This window comes from Pseudophaeobacter sp. 1A09344 (genome assembly GCF_041008745.1).
Taxonomy (GTDB): domain Bacteria; phylum Pseudomonadota; class Alphaproteobacteria; order Rhodobacterales; family Rhodobacteraceae; genus Phycobacter; species Phycobacter gallaeciensis_A.
This window is the reverse complement of the sequence record NZ_JAXGFS010000020.1, coordinates 27,584-44,023: the sequence shown is the minus strand read 5'-3', so window position 1 is coordinate 44,023 and position 16,440 is coordinate 27,584. Positions and strand designations below refer to the sequence as shown.

General features: G+C 61.0%; 18 protein-coding genes. 6 read left to right on the top strand and 12 right to left on the bottom strand.

Translation table 11 applies throughout. From position 1 onward, the window contains the following. Window positions 1-308, top strand: a 308-nt coding sequence (locus tag SM765_RS22215) for a hypothetical protein (RefSeq protein ID WP_368981900.1), incomplete at its 5' end; no start/stop codon positions are given. An 89-nt stretch (window positions 309-397) separates the two neighbouring features. Here the strand turns inward: SM765_RS22215 and SM765_RS22210 are convergent. From SM765_RS22210 to SM765_RS22165, 10 genes are all read right to left on the bottom strand, one after another. Further along, the gene (locus SM765_RS22210) at window positions 398-748 is read right to left on the bottom strand and encodes a RidA family protein (RefSeq protein ID WP_065271736.1); all 351 of its coding nucleotides are present in this window, start codon (window positions 746-748) and stop codon (window positions 398-400) included. Between the two features lie 55 nt (window positions 749-803). After that, complete coding sequence (locus SM765_RS22205; protein WP_274838796.1) at window positions 804-1,907, bottom strand: NAD(P)/FAD-dependent oxidoreductase; 1,104 nt, start codon at window positions 1,905-1,907, stop codon at window positions 804-806. After that, on the bottom strand, window positions 1,904-2,929 hold the full coding sequence (locus SM765_RS22200) for a histone deacetylase family protein (RefSeq protein ID WP_065271738.1): 1,026 nt from the start codon (window positions 2,927-2,929) through the stop codon (window positions 1,904-1,906). The genes SM765_RS22205 and SM765_RS22200 overlap by 4 nt, the downstream gene beginning before the upstream one ends. Continuing rightward, window positions 2,926-3,417, bottom strand: coding sequence for a GNAT family N-acetyltransferase (locus SM765_RS22195; RefSeq protein WP_274838795.1), 492 nt, complete (start codon window positions 3,415-3,417; stop codon window positions 2,926-2,928). The genes SM765_RS22200 and SM765_RS22195 overlap by 4 nt, the downstream gene beginning before the upstream one ends. Beyond that, a complete protein-coding gene (kce, locus tag SM765_RS22190; protein WP_065271740.1) occupies window positions 3,417-4,343 on the bottom strand; it encodes a 3,5-dioxohexanoate:acetyl-CoA acetone transferase in 927 nt (308 codons plus the stop codon). Before kce ends, SM765_RS22195 begins: the two co-directional genes overlap by 1 nt. A 3-nt stretch (window positions 4,344-4,346) precedes the next feature. Beyond that, window positions 4,347-5,684, bottom strand: coding sequence for an aminotransferase family protein (locus SM765_RS22185; protein WP_274838794.1), 1,338 nt, complete (start codon window positions 5,682-5,684; stop codon window positions 4,347-4,349). Between the two features lie 39 nt (window positions 5,685-5,723). Continuing rightward, window positions 5,724-6,803 carry an ABC transporter ATP-binding protein gene (locus SM765_RS22180; protein ID WP_065271742.1) on the bottom strand — a complete coding sequence of 360 codons (1,080 nt, stop codon included), beginning with the start codon at window positions 6,801-6,803 and terminating at the stop codon, window positions 5,724-5,726. A 65-nt stretch (window positions 6,804-6,868) separates the two neighbouring features. After that, on the bottom strand, window positions 6,869-8,011 hold the full coding sequence (locus SM765_RS22175) for an extracellular solute-binding protein (protein ID WP_065273615.1): 1,143 nt from the start codon (window positions 8,009-8,011) through the stop codon (window positions 6,869-6,871). A 68-nt stretch (window positions 8,012-8,079) separates the two neighbouring features. Then, window positions 8,080-8,865, bottom strand: a complete 786-nt coding sequence (locus SM765_RS22170) for an ABC transporter permease (protein ID WP_342455910.1) — start codon at window positions 8,863-8,865, stop codon at window positions 8,080-8,082. 17 nt (window positions 8,866-8,882) lie between these two features. Then, window positions 8,883-9,749, bottom strand: coding sequence for an ABC transporter permease (locus SM765_RS22165; RefSeq protein ID WP_065271743.1), 867 nt, complete (start codon window positions 9,747-9,749; stop codon window positions 8,883-8,885). 98 nt (window positions 9,750-9,847) lie between these two features. On the opposite strand from SM765_RS22165, the gene SM765_RS22160 reads away from it, so the two are divergent. Next, window positions 9,848-10,822, top strand: a complete 975-nt coding sequence (locus tag SM765_RS22160; RefSeq protein WP_274838793.1) for a LysR family transcriptional regulator — start codon at window positions 9,848-9,850, stop codon at window positions 10,820-10,822. Between the two features lie 24 nt (window positions 10,823-10,846). Here SM765_RS22160 and SM765_RS22155 read toward each other — a convergent pair whose 3' ends face one another. Both SM765_RS22155 and SM765_RS22150 read right to left on the bottom strand, forming a co-directional pair. Beyond that, on the bottom strand, window positions 10,847-11,203 hold the full coding sequence (locus tag SM765_RS22155; protein WP_274833860.1) for a hypothetical protein: 357 nt from the start codon (window positions 11,201-11,203) through the stop codon (window positions 10,847-10,849). 128 nt (window positions 11,204-11,331) lie between these two features. Further along, complete coding sequence (locus SM765_RS22150) at window positions 11,332-12,204, bottom strand: MurR/RpiR family transcriptional regulator (protein WP_065271746.1); 873 nt, start codon at window positions 12,202-12,204, stop codon at window positions 11,332-11,334. Between the two features lie 150 nt (window positions 12,205-12,354). Between SM765_RS22150 and SM765_RS22145 the strand changes: the two genes are divergently transcribed. The 4 genes from SM765_RS22145 to SM765_RS22130 are packed head-to-tail and all read left to right on the top strand — an operon-like array spanning window position 12,355 to window position 16,314. Continuing rightward, complete coding sequence (locus SM765_RS22145; RefSeq protein ID WP_274838792.1) at window positions 12,355-13,140, top strand: N-formylglutamate amidohydrolase; 786 nt, start codon at window positions 12,355-12,357, stop codon at window positions 13,138-13,140. After that, a complete protein-coding gene (locus tag SM765_RS22140; RefSeq protein WP_274830970.1) occupies window positions 13,133-13,729 on the top strand; it encodes a TRAP transporter small permease subunit in 597 nt (198 codons plus the stop codon). Before SM765_RS22145 ends, SM765_RS22140 begins: the two co-directional genes overlap by 8 nt. Continuing rightward, window positions 13,729-15,231: a TRAP transporter large permease gene (locus tag SM765_RS22135; protein WP_368981899.1), complete on the top strand. Its 1,503-nt coding sequence runs from the start codon at window positions 13,729-13,731 to the stop codon at window positions 15,229-15,231. Before SM765_RS22140 ends, SM765_RS22135 begins: the two co-directional genes overlap by 1 nt. 48 nt (window positions 15,232-15,279) lie before the next feature. Next, window positions 15,280-16,314, top strand: a complete 1,035-nt coding sequence (locus SM765_RS22130; protein WP_065271750.1) for a TRAP transporter substrate-binding protein — start codon at window positions 15,280-15,282, stop codon at window positions 16,312-16,314. The last annotated feature ends 126 nt before the right edge of the window (window positions 16,315-16,440 follow it).

The window sequence follows — 16,440 nt, the reverse complement described above, 5'->3', positions numbered from 1 at the left end:
GTAGCGCCTCAGCGCCGCCGGTGAAGGGGGTTCTAGTCCTAACTCCAAATACCCGCAACCCCAAAATCAACAAAAACACATTTTTCAGGGAGAAAGATGAAATAACACGCAAATACAATGAGTTAGAAAGAACCATATCGACGCGCACGGTGCTGCACGCGGTGTCGCCCCTTGGGAATCTCGAGCAAATCACGGCGCCTTTGGACGATTCCAATTTCCCCCACAGGGTTACCCACAGACTCGCCCGCCCCAAGCCTGGTTTTGGGCTCCGAATCCAAGGAATTGGGTGGAATCATCGGCCGTCCTGAGACACCATTTCCGTCAGATGCAAAAAGCCCGGCCAATTTGGCCGAGCTTTCTGTTTGATGCATTCAGTAATTGGCCAAAGGCCGAAGGATCAGGCCTTGGCCGCGGTCACGATGAACTCGACCAGGAAGTCTGGGGTGGCCAGCTTGGCTTCGCCGCAGGCGCGTGCAGGCGTGTGGCCTTCGGGCACCCAAGCGTCCCAGACTTCATTCATTTCGGCAAAGTCCTTCATGTCAGCCAGCCAGATCACCGTCTGCAGGATCCGGGTCTTGTCGCTTCCAGCTTCGGCGAGGAGTGTGTCGATCTGCTCAAGACAATCCTTGGTCTGCTGCGCGACGCTGGCACCAGCGGTGCCGACCTGACCGGCCAGATAAATGGTGTCACCATGGGTGACGATCTGGCTCATGCGGGGGCCGGTGTGTTTGCGGGTAATTTCGGTCATTGTCCGTCCTAATCTGTTCGTAGGGTCTGAAGTTAATCTGTGATCCGGAATCCGGTCATCCGTCAAAGCGTGCCGGGCTGAGCGCCGCGACGACTTCGGGTTCGATAGCGGGTGTCGCGCCGCTGCACAATGCAACCGTGAGAGCGGCCAGCGCCGGAGCTGTCTGCACCCCGTAGCCGCCCTGCCCGGCCAGCCAGAAGAAACCATCCGCCCGGGGATCGAAACCGACAACGGGGGTCCGGTCGGGCGCGAAGCTACGCAGGCCCGCCCAGGAGGTTTCGACCCGCGTCACCGGGACGGTCACCGCCTGCTCGAACCGGTAAAGCCCTTCGGCGAGCACCATGTCATCGGCCCAGGCATCATGCGGCTCGACCGGATCCTCATCGGCAGGCGAGACCATCAGCTTGCCCGCCTCTGGCTTGGCGTACCAGTTTTCCGCGGCCGAGGCGAAAAGCGGCCAGCCTGTGGGATCATAGCCTTCGGGGGCAGGCAGGATCGCGGCAGAGCGGCGCAGCGGTGCCACATCAACCGGCAGGGCTCCCGCCAGCGCCGCAACCTGCGACGCCCAGGCTCCGGCAGCATTGATCACAATGGGCGCAGTATATGTGTCATCACCCGCCTGCACCTGCCAATCCTGACCTGTATGGGTCAATGCGCTGACCCGCGCCCCGGTCACGATCTGGCCGCCCCGCCGTTTCAACAGGCTGGCATAGCCTGCCAGCATCCGGTCAACGTCGATATCCTGCGCATCCCATTCAATCAGCGCACCCGCAATCCGTTCGGGGCGCAAGATGGGAACCAATTCAACCGCTTGCTCTGGTGACAACCGCTCCAGCCCGACAGCGCCTGCCGCATAAGTCTCAAGCGCGGGCAGTTCGCTTTCGTCGGCCACCAGCATCTCGCCGCGCGGTGACAGAAGTGAGCGATCCGAAATACCTTCCGGCGCTTCCAGCACCGGCGCCGAGGCCGCGTTGAGGGCGCGCAGCGTGTCATTGCCATAATTGCGGATGAAGATAGCCGCCGACCGGCCGGTGGCGTGATAGCCGGTCTGCGGCTCTGCCTCCAGAACCAGCACCGACATATCGCGGGCCAGTTCAGCAGCTGCCGAAATCCCGGCAATCCCGCCGCCGATCACGATGACATCAAAGTTCGCGCTCACGCTTCCTCCTGAAACCCAGTGAGGGTTCGTGTCAGGTTTTCGCCAAGCGAGTCGGAGAGGTAGCCCCCCTCCTGCACAAAGAGAACCGGCAGGCCGGTGGCCGCAATCGCCGCGCCGATGCGGGCAAAGCCCTCTTTGGTCACCGCCAGCCCCTCGAAGGGATCGTCGATCGAGGCATCCAGCCCCAGCGCCACGACCAGCACATCGGTGCCAAAGCTTTTCACACGCTGAAGGGCGGTGGCCAGGGTTTTCAGGTAATCCTCGTCCCCGGTGCCGCGCGACAGGGGCAGGTTTAGGTTATAACCCAGCCCCTGACCTTCACCGCGTTCCTGTGCATGGCCCCAGAAGAACGGGTAGAACCGCGCCGGATCCGCATGGATCGAGACAGTCAGCACATCGTCACGACGGTAGAAGATACCCTGGGTGCCGTTGCCGTGGTGCACGTCCACATCCAAGATGGCCGGGCGCAGGCCAGCGGCGCGCAGCCGCTCTGCCGCGATGCCGGAATTGTTGAGAAAGCAAAAGCCCCCCGCCAGATCGCCAAAGGCATGGTGCCCCGGCGGGCGCGACAGCACATAGGCCGAGCGTTCGCCGCCGAGGATCAGATCGGCGCCGGTCACAGCCGATTGTGCCGACCAATAGGCCGCCTCCCAGGTGCCCTCGGCAATCGGGCAGGCGGTATCGGCTTGGTGGAACCCTGCCTGCCCCACAGCGGATTTGGGATACCCGTCGGTCCGGGCTGCAGGGTGGATGTTGGGAATGACCTCTTCACCGGCTCCGGGAATACGCTGCCAGCGGGTATAGATGTTCTCCAGAAAGGTCAGGTACTCCGCCGAATGCAGCGCAGCAATCGGGCCAAGACCGGCATCCTGAGGCGCCTGAAAGCTGCACCCGGCTGCCACTGCGCCTGCATGCAGAACCTCGATCCGCTTCGGTTGTTCCGGATTGGGCAGAATGGCGCCGTTGGCCATGAAATGCTTTGGATCGTGGTTCCACTGGCGTTCGTCAAAAACCGCTTTCATGTCTCTCCTCTCAGGGCCGCGCATCCGGCCTCATCCAGTATCATTTCCGTCTGCGACACGGCGGGTTTGAACCCGAGCCTGTCGTAAAACCTGCGCGCATCCGGGCTGTCGTCATAGACGTTGAGCTTCAGAAACCGTGCATCCCATCTGCGCTGCGCCTCTTGCAGCACCGCTGCCAGCAGGCGCTGACCCAGCCTTTGCCCGCGCACATCCGCCGCAACCCAAAGGTCGGCCACATAGACCCCGGCCGCCCCGCGCACGGTGGAAAACACCGGCGAGAACAGGCTGGCCCCGACCGTGCGCGCCGCCACAGGCGGACCTGCCTCGGCCAGTAGCGCGCCAAAGGCGGGATCGGCGCCAAAGCCCGCGCGCATCAGATCAGCCTCCCCCGCAACGTGGCGATCGCCCAGATCCTGCGACAACTGCGTTAGCGCCCAATGCAACGCAGGCACATCCTGCGCCCCTGCCGGGCGAAACCGGATCTCCATCAGATTGCGGTCCGGTCCGCGCCCTTCAGGGCCAGCATCTGGCGTGCTTCGTCGGGGCTGGCGACCTCGCGGCCCAGGTCCTCGACGATGCGGCGGATCTTGGTCACCTGCTCGGCATTGGTCTTGGCCAGCTGCCCACGGGAAATCATCAGGCTGTCTTCCAGCCCGACCCGCACGTGGCCGCCCATGGCTGCCCCCATAGTGATCAGCGGCATCTGGTGGCGACCCGCTGCCAGCACCGAGAACATATAGCTGTCGCCAAACAGCTTGTCGGCGATCAGTTTCATATGGGTGAGGTTCTCCGGATCTGGCCCGATGCCGCCCAGAACGCCGAATACGAACTGAATGAACAACGGCGCCTTCACGAGACCCCGGTCCACGAAATGTTTCAGCATATAAAGATGGCTGACGTCATAGCATTCGAACTCGAACCGAGCGCCGCGCTCTTGGCCAATCTCGGTCAGGATCCGCGCCATGTCGCGCGGTGTGTTCTTGAACACCAGATCGTCCGAGTTTTCCAGGAACGGCTTTTCCCAGTCGTGTTTCCATTCGGTGATCCGCTCGGCCGCCGGGTAAAGCGCGAAGTTCATCGTGCCCATGTTGAGGCTGCACATCTCCGGCTCGGCCATCTTGGGGGCTGCCAGCCGGTCCTCCAGCGTCATCACGGCGCTGCCCCCGGTCGAGATATTCAGCACCGCGTCGCTGGCCTGCTTGATGCGGGGCAGAAACGCCTTGAAATGTTCGCTGCTGGCCGAGGGCTGGCCGGTTTCGGGATCGCGCGCGTGCAGGTGCAGAACAGCTGCGCCTGCCTCTGCCGCGCCCAGCGCGTGCTCGGTGATCTCATCCGCCGTCACCGGCAGATAGGGCGACATCGACGGCGTATGGATCGAACCAGTGATGGCGCAGGTGATCAGAATCTTGGACATGTCTCAGCCGACTTTCAGTGCGGGGTGTATTTCATCGGTGAACTGGACCAGCGAGGCATCAAGGCCTTCGATGATCTCATCCAGATGGGTGTCATTCACGATCAGCGGCGGACAGACGAGGATATGATCGCCCTCCACCCCATCGCGGGTGCGGCGGGAATAAACGATCAGCCCCTTGTCATAGGCAATATCGACAAACCGCTGGTAGGCGTTCAGCCCCTTGGGCAGCGGCGCCTTGCTGTCGCGGTCCGACATGAATTCAAAGGCGGTGAGCAGCCCCTTGCCGCGTACATCGCCAATGATTTCGTGCTTCTGCATCAGACCGTGCAGGCGTGCGATCAGCTTGTCGCCCATCTCGGTGGCGTTCCGGCACAGGTCCTGTGCCTCGATCTCATCCACCACGGCCAGACCAGCAGCGCAGGCCAGCGGATTGCCGGCATAGGTAAACCCATGGGCAAAGCCGCCCGCATCCAGCACCGGGTCGACCAGACGTTCATCGGCGATCATCGCGCCCAGCGGCACATAGCCCGAGCCGATGCCCTTGGACATCACCACGATATCAGGTTGTGCGTTCCAGTGCTCACAGCCAAGGAAGGTCCCCGTGCGCCCGGCGCCGGTCATGACTTCATCCATGATCAGCAGCACGCCGTAGCGATCACAGATCTCGCGGATCCGCTCCATATATCCGAGCGGCGGCACCAGCGCCCCAGTGGAGGCGCCCCCGACCGGTTCCAGAATAAAGGCAAGAACGCTGTCCGCCCCTTCGGCGAGGATCTTCGCCTCCAGCATGTCGGCGTAATGCAGACCGGTTTCGCGGTCGTTCGGGTCGAGACCATCCAGATAGGCGCGCGGTGCGGGCACCTTTGGCATTTCGCGCATCATCGGCGCAAAAGGCTGCGACAGGGTGGTATAGCCGGTGACGGCCAGCGCCCCCAGGGTGCAGCCATGATACGACGGGCTGCGCGAGATCACTTTCCAGCGGCTGTCCTGCCCGGTGGCCAGAGCGTATTGGCGGGCCATCTTCATCCCGCTTTCCACCGCTTCCGAGCCGCCAGACACGAAGAACACCTTATTCAGACCCTTGGGCATGCGCCCGGCTAGACGTGCAGCCAGTTGTTCAGAGGCTTCGGTTTCGAAATGCAGCCGATAGCCGAAGGTGGATTTCTCCATCTGCCGCTGCATCGCGGCCAGCACGTTTTCATTGGAATGCCCGATGTTGCAGACCATCGCCCCGGATGAGCCATCCAGATAGCGCCTGCCATCCTTGTCCCACATATAGACCCCACGGGCCTGTTCCAGCACCGGTTTGCGGCCTCGGCCCTGATAGAAAAGATTGCTCATGCTGTGATCCTGCTCGCGAACGTATCTTGCGTAATACCGTCAGGCGCCAGCCAGCGCCGCGCAATCCTGCGGGCGGAATGCGGCGATGACAGATTGTCCTTCGGCAAAGGGGCGACCGTCGATCATGTTGATCGCCTGTAGCTGGGTGTCCCCAACGCGCAGGAAATACCGGACGGTCTGCCCCTGATAATCGACGGTCTCGACCACGGCCTCGGCGGTGACGAGGCCAGAGGTATCGCTGCCCGGCGCCATCAGCACCAGCTTCTCTGCGCGCAGGACCAGCTTTGCTGCGGCGCCTTCGCTGGCGGCGGCAGCCTTGTCCGCGGGCACGGGAACCTTGCCGAACAGCGGCACGTCCAGCAGCGCGGCCTTGGCGTCGCGGGACACACAGGTGCCAGCCAGAATGTTGGAGGCGCCAAGGAAATTGGCGACGAATTCGCTGGCGGGGGTATTATAGACTTCTTCGGGGGTGCCGACCTGCTCGATGCGACCGGCGCTCATCACCACGATCTTGTCCGACATGGCCAGCGCTTCGGACTGGTCATGGGTCACAAAGACGGTGGTGACACCGATCTGGGCCTGAATGCGCTTCAGCTCGACCCGCATGTCTTCGCGCAGGTTGGCATCCAACGCCGAAAGGGGTTCATCCAGCAGCAGCACTTCGGGTTCGATGACGATGGCACGGGCCAACGCGATCCGCTGCTGCTGCCCGCCCGACAGTTCCTTGGGATAGCGGCTGCCCACGTCGGGAAGCTGCACCAGATCCAGTGCCTCCTGCACCCGGCGGGCCACATCGGATTTGGGTACATCACGGTATTTCAGGCCAAAGGCGATATTTTCGGCCACGGTCTTGTGCGGGAACAGGGCGTAGTTCTGGAACACGATCCCCAGGTTGCGCTTGTGGATCGGCACGTCGTTGACGCGCTTGCCACCGATCAGGATTTCGCCCTCGCTCGGATCCAGCAAGCCCGCGATCATCCGCAGGTTCGTGGTCTTGCCGCAGCCCGACGGCCCCAGCAGCGTCACAAAAGCGCCTTCGGGGATTTCAAGATTGGCCTGATGCACGGCCGTGAAGGTGCCAAAACGTTTGACGATATTGTTCAGGGTGACGGAACTCACGGGGCGCTCTCCGGATGGAAGGTTCATAGGTGCCCCCTCCCCGGCAGGGGAGAGGGCGGGAGGGATCAGTAGCCCTTCTGGACGCGGCCGAAGGTTTTCGACCAGTCGGCTTCGTGACCGTTCCAGAAGTCCGGATCGGCAAAGGTCAGACCGTCCAGCGTGCCGGTGGGGTCAAAGGCCGGCAGGGTCGGGATCTTGTCACCAAGATCGACCTTGGTCGGATCCAGCGCGGTCGGGTAGTTCTGGCCTTCGGCCACCGCGATCGAGGTTTCCGGCGCCAGCATGAAGTTCAGCAGTTCTTCGCAGGCTTCCATCGGCGAGCCTTTCATCACGAAGAGGCATTCCTGCCAACCGAACCCGTTGGGCGGATCCATGTAACCGATGTCGTGGCCCTGCTCCTGCAGCGCAAAGATGCGGCCGGACCAGGCTTCGGTCACGTAGATCTCTTCTTCGGCCAGAAGGCTCATCAGTTCGGCGCCCGAACCCCAGTATTTCAGGCTCAAATCACGGTGGGTGCGGACCGCATCCCATGCTGCCTCTTCATCCGAAATCTCGTTCGGGTTCTGGCCGGTCTGCAGGGCCGCGTACCACATGCGGGTGCGCCAGTCGCTCCAGCCTGCGATCTTGCCCTTGTAGGCTTCCTCGATCAGGATCTTGGCGCCTTTTTCCTTCATCTCGTCGTCCGAGATATGCTTGCGGTTATAGGCCAGACCGGTGGTGCCATAGTCATAGGGCACGCAGGACAGTTTGCCGCCCGACACGCCGCGGAACACATCGACCAGTTTCGGGATCACGTATTCGAGGTTGGGGATGTTGGCCTCATTGAGCTCCGAGCTGAGGCCCAGCGCGTGATAGCGTGCATAGTCGAAGACGCCCGACAGGTGCGCGATGTTGTATTCGCCCGGCTGGCTGGCCTTGACGCGCGACAGGTATTCGTCGCCACCGCCGAATGTGCCGTCGACAACCTTGATGCCGGTCTTGCCGGTGTAGGGATCAAAGGCGTGCTTGCGGAAGGCTTCGCTGACAACGCCGCCCCAGCCGTCGAACCGGACCTGCTCGGTGGTCGCCGCATGCGCGTATTTGGCAAAGGGCGTGGACACGCCATAGGCCAGACCCGCCGCGCCGATCAGCCCCAGAAAGCTGCGGCGATCCAGATCACCGTTCATATAGCGCTCGCGGGCGCGCTCATACCGGGTGGTATTGTCCATTTTCTTGGTCATTTCAGTCTCCATGTTGGTCTGTATTTTGTTGGTCTTATTTGGGGAGGGCGCGGTTCTTACGTGCCGCTTTTGCGGGCCATGGCCCGGGCGATGGCTGCACCGAGGAGCGGCAGGCCAACGGTCATCACGATCATTACGGTGCCCAGCGCGTTGATCTCCGGGCTGATCGAGTTTCTCAGCATGGCGAAGATCTGCGTCGGCACGGTTTCCACGCCGCCGGGCTTCCAGAACAGTGTGCCGGTGATGTCGTCGAAACTGATGGTAAAGGCGAAGAGCCCCCCGGCCAGAACAGCGGGCAGCATCAGGGGCAGCGTGATCTGAAAGAAGGTCTGCACCGGCGAGGCGCCAAGGCTCATCGCGGCCTCTTCGACGTCGCGCTTGATCGACACTAGCCGCGCCTGCACCACGAGGATCACAAAGGGCAGCGTGAAGATCACGTGACCTGCCAGCAGGAGGCCAAAGCTTTTGTTGATGCCAAGGAAGTTCAGGAACAGCAGCAGCGCCACCGCCAGCACCACCTCGGGCACCAGGATCGGCGCGATCAGAAGGGTCGAGATCGCATTGGCCCCCGGCACCCGGTAGCGCACCAGCGCAAGACTGGCCAGAACGCCGAGCGTTGTCGAAATCAGTGCGGTCAGCAGACCGAGGATGATCGAGGTACGAAAGGCGCGCAGGATCGCATCGTTCCCTGCCAGTTCCACGAACCAACGGAAGGAAAATCCGGTCATCGGGAAATTGCCAAACTGGCTGGCGTTAAAGCTGAGCAGCACAACCACGGCCACTGGCAGGAACATGAAGATATAGACGAGGACAGCCCAGCCCCGGATCAGGCTCCAGCCCATGTTGAAACGACCTTCCATCAGCCCAGCCCCTTCATCAGCTGGGCCATGCCCAGGTAGCGGTTATAGATCATCACCAGCGCCCCAAGCACCGCCAGAAGCATCAGCGACAGGGCCGAGCCAAGAGGCCAGTTCAGCTGGGTAATGATGGCTTCGAACACGAGGTTGGCGAACATGGCATCGCGCGGCCCGCCCAGAACCAGCGGGGTGATATATGTGCCCGCGCCCAGCACGAAGCAAAGCAGACCACCGGCGGCCAAACCCGGCAGCGATAGCGGCAGGGTGACTTGCAGGAACGCCTGCCAGCGGGTCGCGCCCAGAGAATTGGCGGCGTTTTCAAGATTGGTATCGATGCCGTCGAGGCTGACGAAGATATTGAGAATCATGAAGGGCAGCAGGAAGTGCACCAGACCCAGAATGACCGTCACCTCGTTATAGAGCATCTGAATCGGCTCATCGATGATGCCCAGCGCCAGCAGCGCCGAGTTGAAGGCGCCGGATACACCTAGAATGTTGATCCAGCTCATCGTGCGGATGATGTAGCTAATCCAGAAGGGCAGCATCAAAAGCAGCAAGAGCACCGCCTTATTGCCCTGCGAACGGGCAATAAAATAGGCCGAAGGGTAACCCATCAGGGCGCAGGCCACGGTGGTGATCGCCGCGATGCGCAGGGTGCTGATCAGAATATCCCGGTAGAAAGGGTCGCTCAGCGCCTCTTGCCAGTTATCAAGGTAGAAACCCGCCACATCGGCGCCAGTGGCGGTGCGCAGCCAGAAACTGTAGACCAGAATAAACAGCAGCGGGACGAACAGTAACAACGTCACCGCAGACAGGGCGGGGAACAGCAGAATCCAAGGCTGACGCGCCTCTCGTTTTTCGACGGACATGGTCTTTCCCTGTTAACGCCCGCTTAATTCGGGCTTGACGGAAGCATGCAAAACCTGATCACCATAGATCAAATAGATAATCAAAATTGTGAATATAGATGGAATCTATGGAAAGCGACGGGCGCTTTGCCCCCGAGCGTATTGCCCGCGAGTTGGACTGGAACCTGCTGCGTACCTTCGTGGTACTGGCAGAAAGCCACTCGATCACCGAGGCGGCACAACAACTGCGGCTGAAACAGCCTTCGGTTTCTGCCGCGCTGAAGAAGCTGGAGGACCGCATCGGGCGCAAGCTGATCGACCGCTCGCCCGGGCATTACCAGCTGACCGATGCCGGGCGGCTGCTCTATCGCGAGGCATTGGACATCAACGGCTCCATCCTGCGGTTGTCCACACTGATGCGGGAGCTGACGGATGAGGTGCAGGGCCACGTCAAGATCGTCATGGCCAGCCACGTTGTCTGCCCGCTGTTTGACGAGGTACTGGCCGATTTCCACATCGCACACCCCAAAGCCACCCTGTCGATCGACGTACGCACCAGCGCCGCCGCCATCGCCGAGGTGGCTGCAAAACGGGCCTCATTTGCACTGTGCCTAGTGCGGGATCACAACCCAAAGCTGGAGTACCGGCGTCTGTACCGGGAATTCTTTGGTCTGTTCTGCGGCCCGCGCCATCCGCTGTTCGGGCGCAAGGATCTGAAATTGTCGGATCTGGCCGGGCACAGTTCGGTCAGCTTTGAAACCGACCGGCTGCACGATGTGCTGAAACCGGTGACAGTAATGCGGGCGCAGGCCGAACTGGGCGACAAGGTTACCGGCCTGTCCAGTCACCTTGAGGAAGTTCACCGCATGATCGTGGCCGGTGTCGGTATCGGCCCCCTGCCCGTCCACGTGGCGGCGCGGGATGTCCGGGATGGGCAGCTCTGGCAGGTCCCGCCATATGATGATCTTCCCGCCATCGACGTGCATGTGGTCTGGAACCGCCACGCCGCAAAAAACCGGGCCGAGGAATTGCTGATCGACGGCTTACTGGAAGCGATTGCAGCCACCCCGATCGAGCAGCGAACCTATCGCTGAATCAGTACTGACCTTGAAACCCGCTTAAAGCGACAAGCGCCACGCGCCCTTGTCGTCCTTGCAGAACTTGCGCTTTGGCTGCAAAGCCTTCTCCCTACCCTTCATGTGCGCTTCATGCTGCAACATGATGCAGTTGGCATTCCGGTTGATGATCGTCACCGTACCATGAGCCTCGGTTTCGGGATTGCTCCACGCTTCGACCGTGCCGGTCTTTGGCTGGCTGACGCTGTAGAGGACAGCCTCAGCCTGGATCATCATCTCCATATCCAAAGGCGACAGGCCCGATTCCGCAAGAATACGGCTCAGCGGCTTGCCGATGGAGGGGACGGCAGCCAGAACCGCAATGCTGGCGATGGCAACAACTCTGACAAACCTGTTCATACGTTCGGACCTCGCTATAACACTTTTTGATCTCGGCGCACCCGAAAGGCGCTGAATATCAATACACTGCGGTATCCTCCGGCGCATGTCCATCCCATCCACCGGATGGCTGACAGCAATTGTCGCTGTCAGGAAAACTTGCGGAATAGCCGCGTCATATCGAACAGTTCATCCAGCCGTTCATAGCGCTCGCGGGTTTCATCCCAGCCTTCTTCCTGGGTGGCAGAGATCATCGCCTCCAGCAGCATCATGGTGGAGATGTTCGAATCCCATGCCGACGGGATTTCAACCCAGCAATTGAACGTATAATGGGCAACCGAGGTGATCGGACTGGCCCATTGGTCCGTGATCAGGATGATTTTCACCCCACGTTCGGCCGCCAGTTCCGCAAGCCGTTGCAGGTTGGTTTCATAACGCCGTACGTCGAACATCAGCAAGGTGTCACCCTCGACCATGTCCAGCACGTAATGGGGCCAGGTAGCCGAAGACGAGGTCATATGCGTCACGTGCTGACGGATCGCCTGAAAATGGGTGAAGGCATAGTCGGCCAGCGCCCGGGTGATCCGCCCGCCCACCACATAGAGCCGCCCTTCGGTATCGGCCAGCTGGTGCACCGCGCGGTCGAATTGTTCATAGTCGAGGTTTGAAAAGGTCTGACCAAGGTTGTCCGTCACAGCTTGTGCAAATCTGTTCAGCAGATGTCCCTCGGGCGCCTCGGATGCCCAGTTCGCGCGTCGTTGCGTCGGGCCGGACACCTGCGCCTCCAGCTCTTTCAGCAGCGCCTGATGGAACTGCGGGTAGCCCTTGAAGCCGAGTTTTTGGACCATCCGCGCCACCGTCGGGGTCGAAACCTCGGCATTCGACGCGACGATGGTGATCGAGGCCAGCCCCGCCGCAGGATAGTTTTCGAGCAGAGCATTGGCGAACTTGCGCTCGGACTGGGTCAGCGTCGAATAGTGTTCGCGGATCAGCTCTCGCACACTGGCGGCGGGTTTGGACAAGGGGGCACACCTCTATTTCGGTCGATCAAAAAACGGGCATTCGCCGCATCCTACATCGTGCGGAAAACGACCGCAGAAAAAACTGCCTGAAACGATATTGACAGAAAATGCCCCACGTGAAAACATTTTTCCAAAATCGGGGAGTACTGAATGTCACCGGGCGATTCCAACGCTCTGAGCGAGGCTACCGAAGTCTTCAACGCCGACGGCGCGGGGGAGGTGGTGATCCTGTGCGAGCACGCCAGCCACCACATTCCTGCGCGCTACAAAGGACTTGGCCTCGCTGAAGCCGACCGCACCAGCCATGCTGCCTGGGACCCGGGCGCCCGGGCGGTGTCGCTCGCCCTGTCCGACGCTCTTGATGCGCCGCTGGTGGCCAGCCGGGTGTCGCGGCTTGTCTACGACTGCAACCGTCCGCCCGAAGCCGCCTCGGCCATGCCGGAAAAATCCGAAGTGATCGCGGTGCCGGGCAATTGTGACCTGACGCCCGAACAACGCGCCGAGCGTGTTGACACGGTCTATACCCCGTTCTGTCAGGCGGTCAGCGACGTGCTGGCAGCGCGCAAGGCCAAAGACCTGCCGACGGTTCTGGTCACAATGCACAGTTTCACACCGGTCTATTTCGGCGAACACCGCGCCGTTGAAATCGGCATTCTGCACGACAGCGACACCCGTCTGGCCGATGCCATGCTGGCCGAAGCCCCTCGCCTGCCGCAGCGTAGGATCGCCCGTAACGATCCCTACGGCCCAGAGGATGGCGTCACCCATTCCCTGCGCCTGCACGGCCTGGAAAACGGGCTCGCCAATGTGATGATCGAAGTGCGCAACGATCTGCTGCGCACCCCGCAGGATAAGGCTGCCATAGCCGAAGACCTGCTGGTGCTGCTGCGCCCCGCGCTTGCCGCGCTCAAGGCCGGGAGGCAGGCCGATGCCTAGTTTCATTCTGCGATATGTCCGCATGATCGATGCGCTGAACCGGTTCATTGGCCGGTTCGCGATGTATCTGATCTTTGCCCTGATCGGGGTCCTGCTGTGGTCCTCGGTCTCCAAGACCTTCTTCAACCCGTCACTCTGGACACTGGAGACCGCACAATTCGTGATGGTCGCCTATTACATCCTTGGCGGGCCCTATTCGATCCAGATGGGATCGAACGTGCGGATGGACCTGTTCTATGGCGGCTGGAGCACCAGAACCAAAGCCTGGGTCGATGCCTTCACCGTTCTGTTCCTGATGGTCTACCTCGGGATTCTGCTTTACGGCGCGGTCAGTTCCACCGCCTATAGCCTTGGTTATTTCGGGATGGAGCCATTTTCCTTCTTTGGTGACCTCATCTGGACGCTGGTGAGCGAAGGGCCGACCGCGGCGGGTGAAAAACTCGGCTATCTCGAACGCAGTTCCACCGCCTGGCGGCCCTTCCTGTGGCCCGTAAAATTCACCCTCTGCTTCGGTGTCTTTCTGATGCTGCTGCAATGCCTTGCCGAATTGTTCCGGGATATCGGACGCCTGCGCGGAGTGGACCTCTGATGCCCTATGAAATGATCGCCCTCGTGATGTTTGCCGGCATGATGCTGATGCTGATGACCGGCCAGCGCGTCTTTGGCGCCATCGGTTTTGTCGGCGCGGTTGCCGGTCTGCTCCTCTGGGGCACCGGCGGTGTCGAGATCCCGTTTTCCGCCGCGATGAAGCTGATGAAGTGGTATCCACTGCTGACGCTGCCGATGTTCATCTTCATGGGCTACGTGCTGTCGGAATCGAAGATCGCCGACGATCTGTACCGCATGTTCCACGTCTGGATGGGACCGGTAAAAGGCGGCCTGGCCATCGGCACCATCGGCCTGATGGTTCTGGTCTCTGCCATGAACGGCCTGTCGGTCGCCGGCATGGCCATCGGTGCCACCATTGCGCTGCCGGAACTTTTGCGGCGCGGCTATGACAAGATTCTGGTGACGGGCACCATTCAGGCTGGGTCCAGTCTGGGCATTCTGGTGCCGCCTTCGGTCGTACTGGTGCTTTATGCGATGATCGCACGACAGCCGGTGGGTCAGCTGTGGCTGGCCGGCGTGGTGCCGGGCCTACTGATGGCCACCATGTTCATCGCCTACATCTATTTCCGCGCCCGGATGCAGCCGGACCTTGGCCCGGCGATGACACCCGAGGATCTGGCCGAATACGACCGCGTCAGTGACCATCCGCTGCGCCTGAACCATATCGTTCTGGCCGCGCTGGTGCTGATCCCACTGGTGGTGAAGCTGGACTTCGTAGCGCCGAAATCGGCCATCGGTCTGGCGCTGGCGGCAGCGGCGCTGTCCTTTGTCACCCGAAAGAGCCCGCTGTTCTACACCGACCTGTTCCTGAAAGAGAAATACCGCCTCTTGTTCTCGGGCGTGCTACCGCTGGCGATCTTTGCCGCGATGATGATCCCCTTCGTCAACGGCTGGACCTCGCTGGTGGAAAGCTCGGCCATCGGTGCCATGACCGCCTTTATCGCTGCGGTGCTGAAGGGGCGCATGAACAAGGAGGTGTTTGAAACCTCCGTGCGCTCGACGCTGGGCATTTCCTGCATGTTCATGTGGATCATCCTTGCTGCGCTGGGGTTCGGCGCGATCTTCGACGGACTGGGCGCCGTGAAGGCGATCGAGGATCTCTTCACCACGCAGCTTGGCCTTTCCCCCTGGATGATCCTGATCCTGATGCAGCTCAGCTTTGTCATTATGGGCACTTTCCTGGATGACACCGCGATGCTGGTGATCGTGGCGCCGCTTTATGTGCCGCTGGTCGGGGCGCTCGGCTTTGATCTGATCTGGTACGGGGTGCTTTACACCATCACGACGCAGATCGCCTATATGACACCGCCTTTTGGCTACAACCTGTTCCTGATGCGCGCCATGGCGCCGCCGGAAATCGGGCTGAAGGACATCTATGTCTCTATCATCCCCTTTGTCGCTGTGATGATCGTGGCGCTGTCTCTGGTGATGCTGTTCCCGCAGATCGCCCTGTGGCTACCGGAACTGGTCTACGGAAAATAACCAAAAGAGCCCTGTTCGGGGGCCCTATTTCAACAAGGAGAAAACGAGATGACGACAAGACGTAAGTTTTTGACCACCGCCGGTGCAGGCGCAATGGCGGCGCCGCTCGCCACACCGGCACTGGCGCAATCCACAATCAAATGGCGCATGCAGACCTATGCCGGTGCGGCTCTGGCCGAACACGTGGTGAAACCCGCCATCGACATGTTCAACCAGATCGCAGGCGACCGCATGCAAATCGAGCTGTATTTCGCCGATCAGCTGGTGCCCACCGGCGAATTGTTCCGCGCCATGCAGCGCGGCACCATCGACGCGGTGCAGTCGGATGATGACTCCATGGCATCGCCCACCGAAGTCACCGTCTTTGGCGGCTACTTCCCCTTCGCGTCGCGCTACTCGCTCGACGTGCCGGTGCTGTTCAACAAATATGGCCTGAACGAAATCTGGGACGAAGAATATTCCAAGGTTGGCGTGAAACACATCTCGGCCGGTGCATGGGATCCCTGCCACTTTGCCACCAAGGATCCGATCCGCAGCCTTGAGGACCTCAAAGGCAAGCGCGTCTTTACCTTCCCGACCGCTGGTCGCTTCCTCAGCCAGTTCGGCGTGGTGCCGGTCACCCTGCCTTGGGAAGACATCGAAGTCGCCATGCAGACCGGCGAACTCGACGGGATCGCATGGTCGGGCATCACCGAAGACTACACCGTTGGCTGGGCCGATGTGACCAACTACTTCCTGACCAACAACATCTCGGGCGCATGGGCTGGCTCCTTCTTTGCCAACCAGGGCCGCTGGAACGAGCTGCCGGAAGACCTGCAGACCCTGTTCCGCGTCTGCTGTGATCAGTCGCACTACTACCGCCAGTGGTGGTACTGGGGCGGCGAAGCAGATCTGCGCGTCAACGGTCCGAAGATGGAACTGACCTCGATCCCCGATGCCGAATGGGCCACCGTTGAAGAAGCGGCCTATAAATTCTGGGATGAGATCGCAGCCGAAAGCCCCACCAAGGCGAAGGTTGTCGAGATCATCAAGAAGTACAATTCGGACATGACCAAGGCCGGCCGCCCCTACCGCTACGGCTGATAGGCCCCGGTCTTTGACCTTTCATCCGGCCCGCCCAACGCACGGGCCGGATACCCTAAACAGGAATTCGCCCGCAGGGGCCGGACGGAAACGCGTCCGCCCCTGCGGGCCGCAACACACAAAGGG

Coding starts and splice junctions, on each gene's coding strand:
- SM765_RS22130 (WP_065271750.1), top strand. CDS start 15,280: ATGACGACAAGACGTAAGTTTTTGACCACCGCCGGTGCAGGCGCAATG.
- SM765_RS22210 (WP_065271736.1), bottom strand. CDS start 748: ATGACCGAAATTACCCGCAAACACACCGGCCCCCGCATGAGCCAGATC.
- SM765_RS22160 (WP_274838793.1), top strand. CDS start 9,848: ATGGAATCTATGGAAAGCGACGGGCGCTTTGCCCCCGAGCGTATTGCC.
- SM765_RS22140 (WP_274830970.1), top strand. CDS start 13,133: ATGCCTAGTTTCATTCTGCGATATGTCCGCATGATCGATGCGCTGAAC.
- SM765_RS22175 (WP_065273615.1), bottom strand. CDS start 8,011: ATGGACAATACCACCCGGTATGAGCGCGCCCGCGAGCGCTATATGAAC.
- SM765_RS22200 (WP_065271738.1), bottom strand. CDS start 2,929: ATGAAAGCGGTTTTTGACGAACGCCAGTGGAACCACGATCCAAAGCAT.
- SM765_RS22185 (WP_274838794.1), bottom strand. CDS start 5,684: ATGAGCAATCTTTTCTATCAGGGCCGAGGCCGCAAACCGGTGCTGGAA.
- kce (WP_065271740.1), bottom strand. CDS start 4,343: ATGTCCAAGATTCTGATCACCTGCGCCATCACTGGTTCGATCCATACG.
- SM765_RS22155 (WP_274833860.1), bottom strand. CDS start 11,203: ATGAACAGGTTTGTCAGAGTTGTTGCCATCGCCAGCATTGCGGTTCTG.
- SM765_RS22170 (WP_342455910.1), bottom strand. CDS start 8,865: ATGGGCTGGAGCCTGATCCGGGGCTGGGCTGTCCTCGTCTATATCTTC.
- SM765_RS22145 (WP_274838792.1), top strand. CDS start 12,355: ATGTCACCGGGCGATTCCAACGCTCTGAGCGAGGCTACCGAAGTCTTC.
- SM765_RS22165 (WP_065271743.1), bottom strand. CDS start 9,749: ATGTCCGTCGAAAAACGAGAGGCGCGTCAGCCTTGGATTCTGCTGTTC.
- SM765_RS22195 (WP_274838795.1), bottom strand. CDS start 3,417: ATGGAGATCCGGTTTCGCCCGGCAGGGGCGCAGGATGTGCCTGCGTTG.
- SM765_RS22135 (WP_368981899.1), top strand. CDS start 13,729: ATGCCCTATGAAATGATCGCCCTCGTGATGTTTGCCGGCATGATGCTG.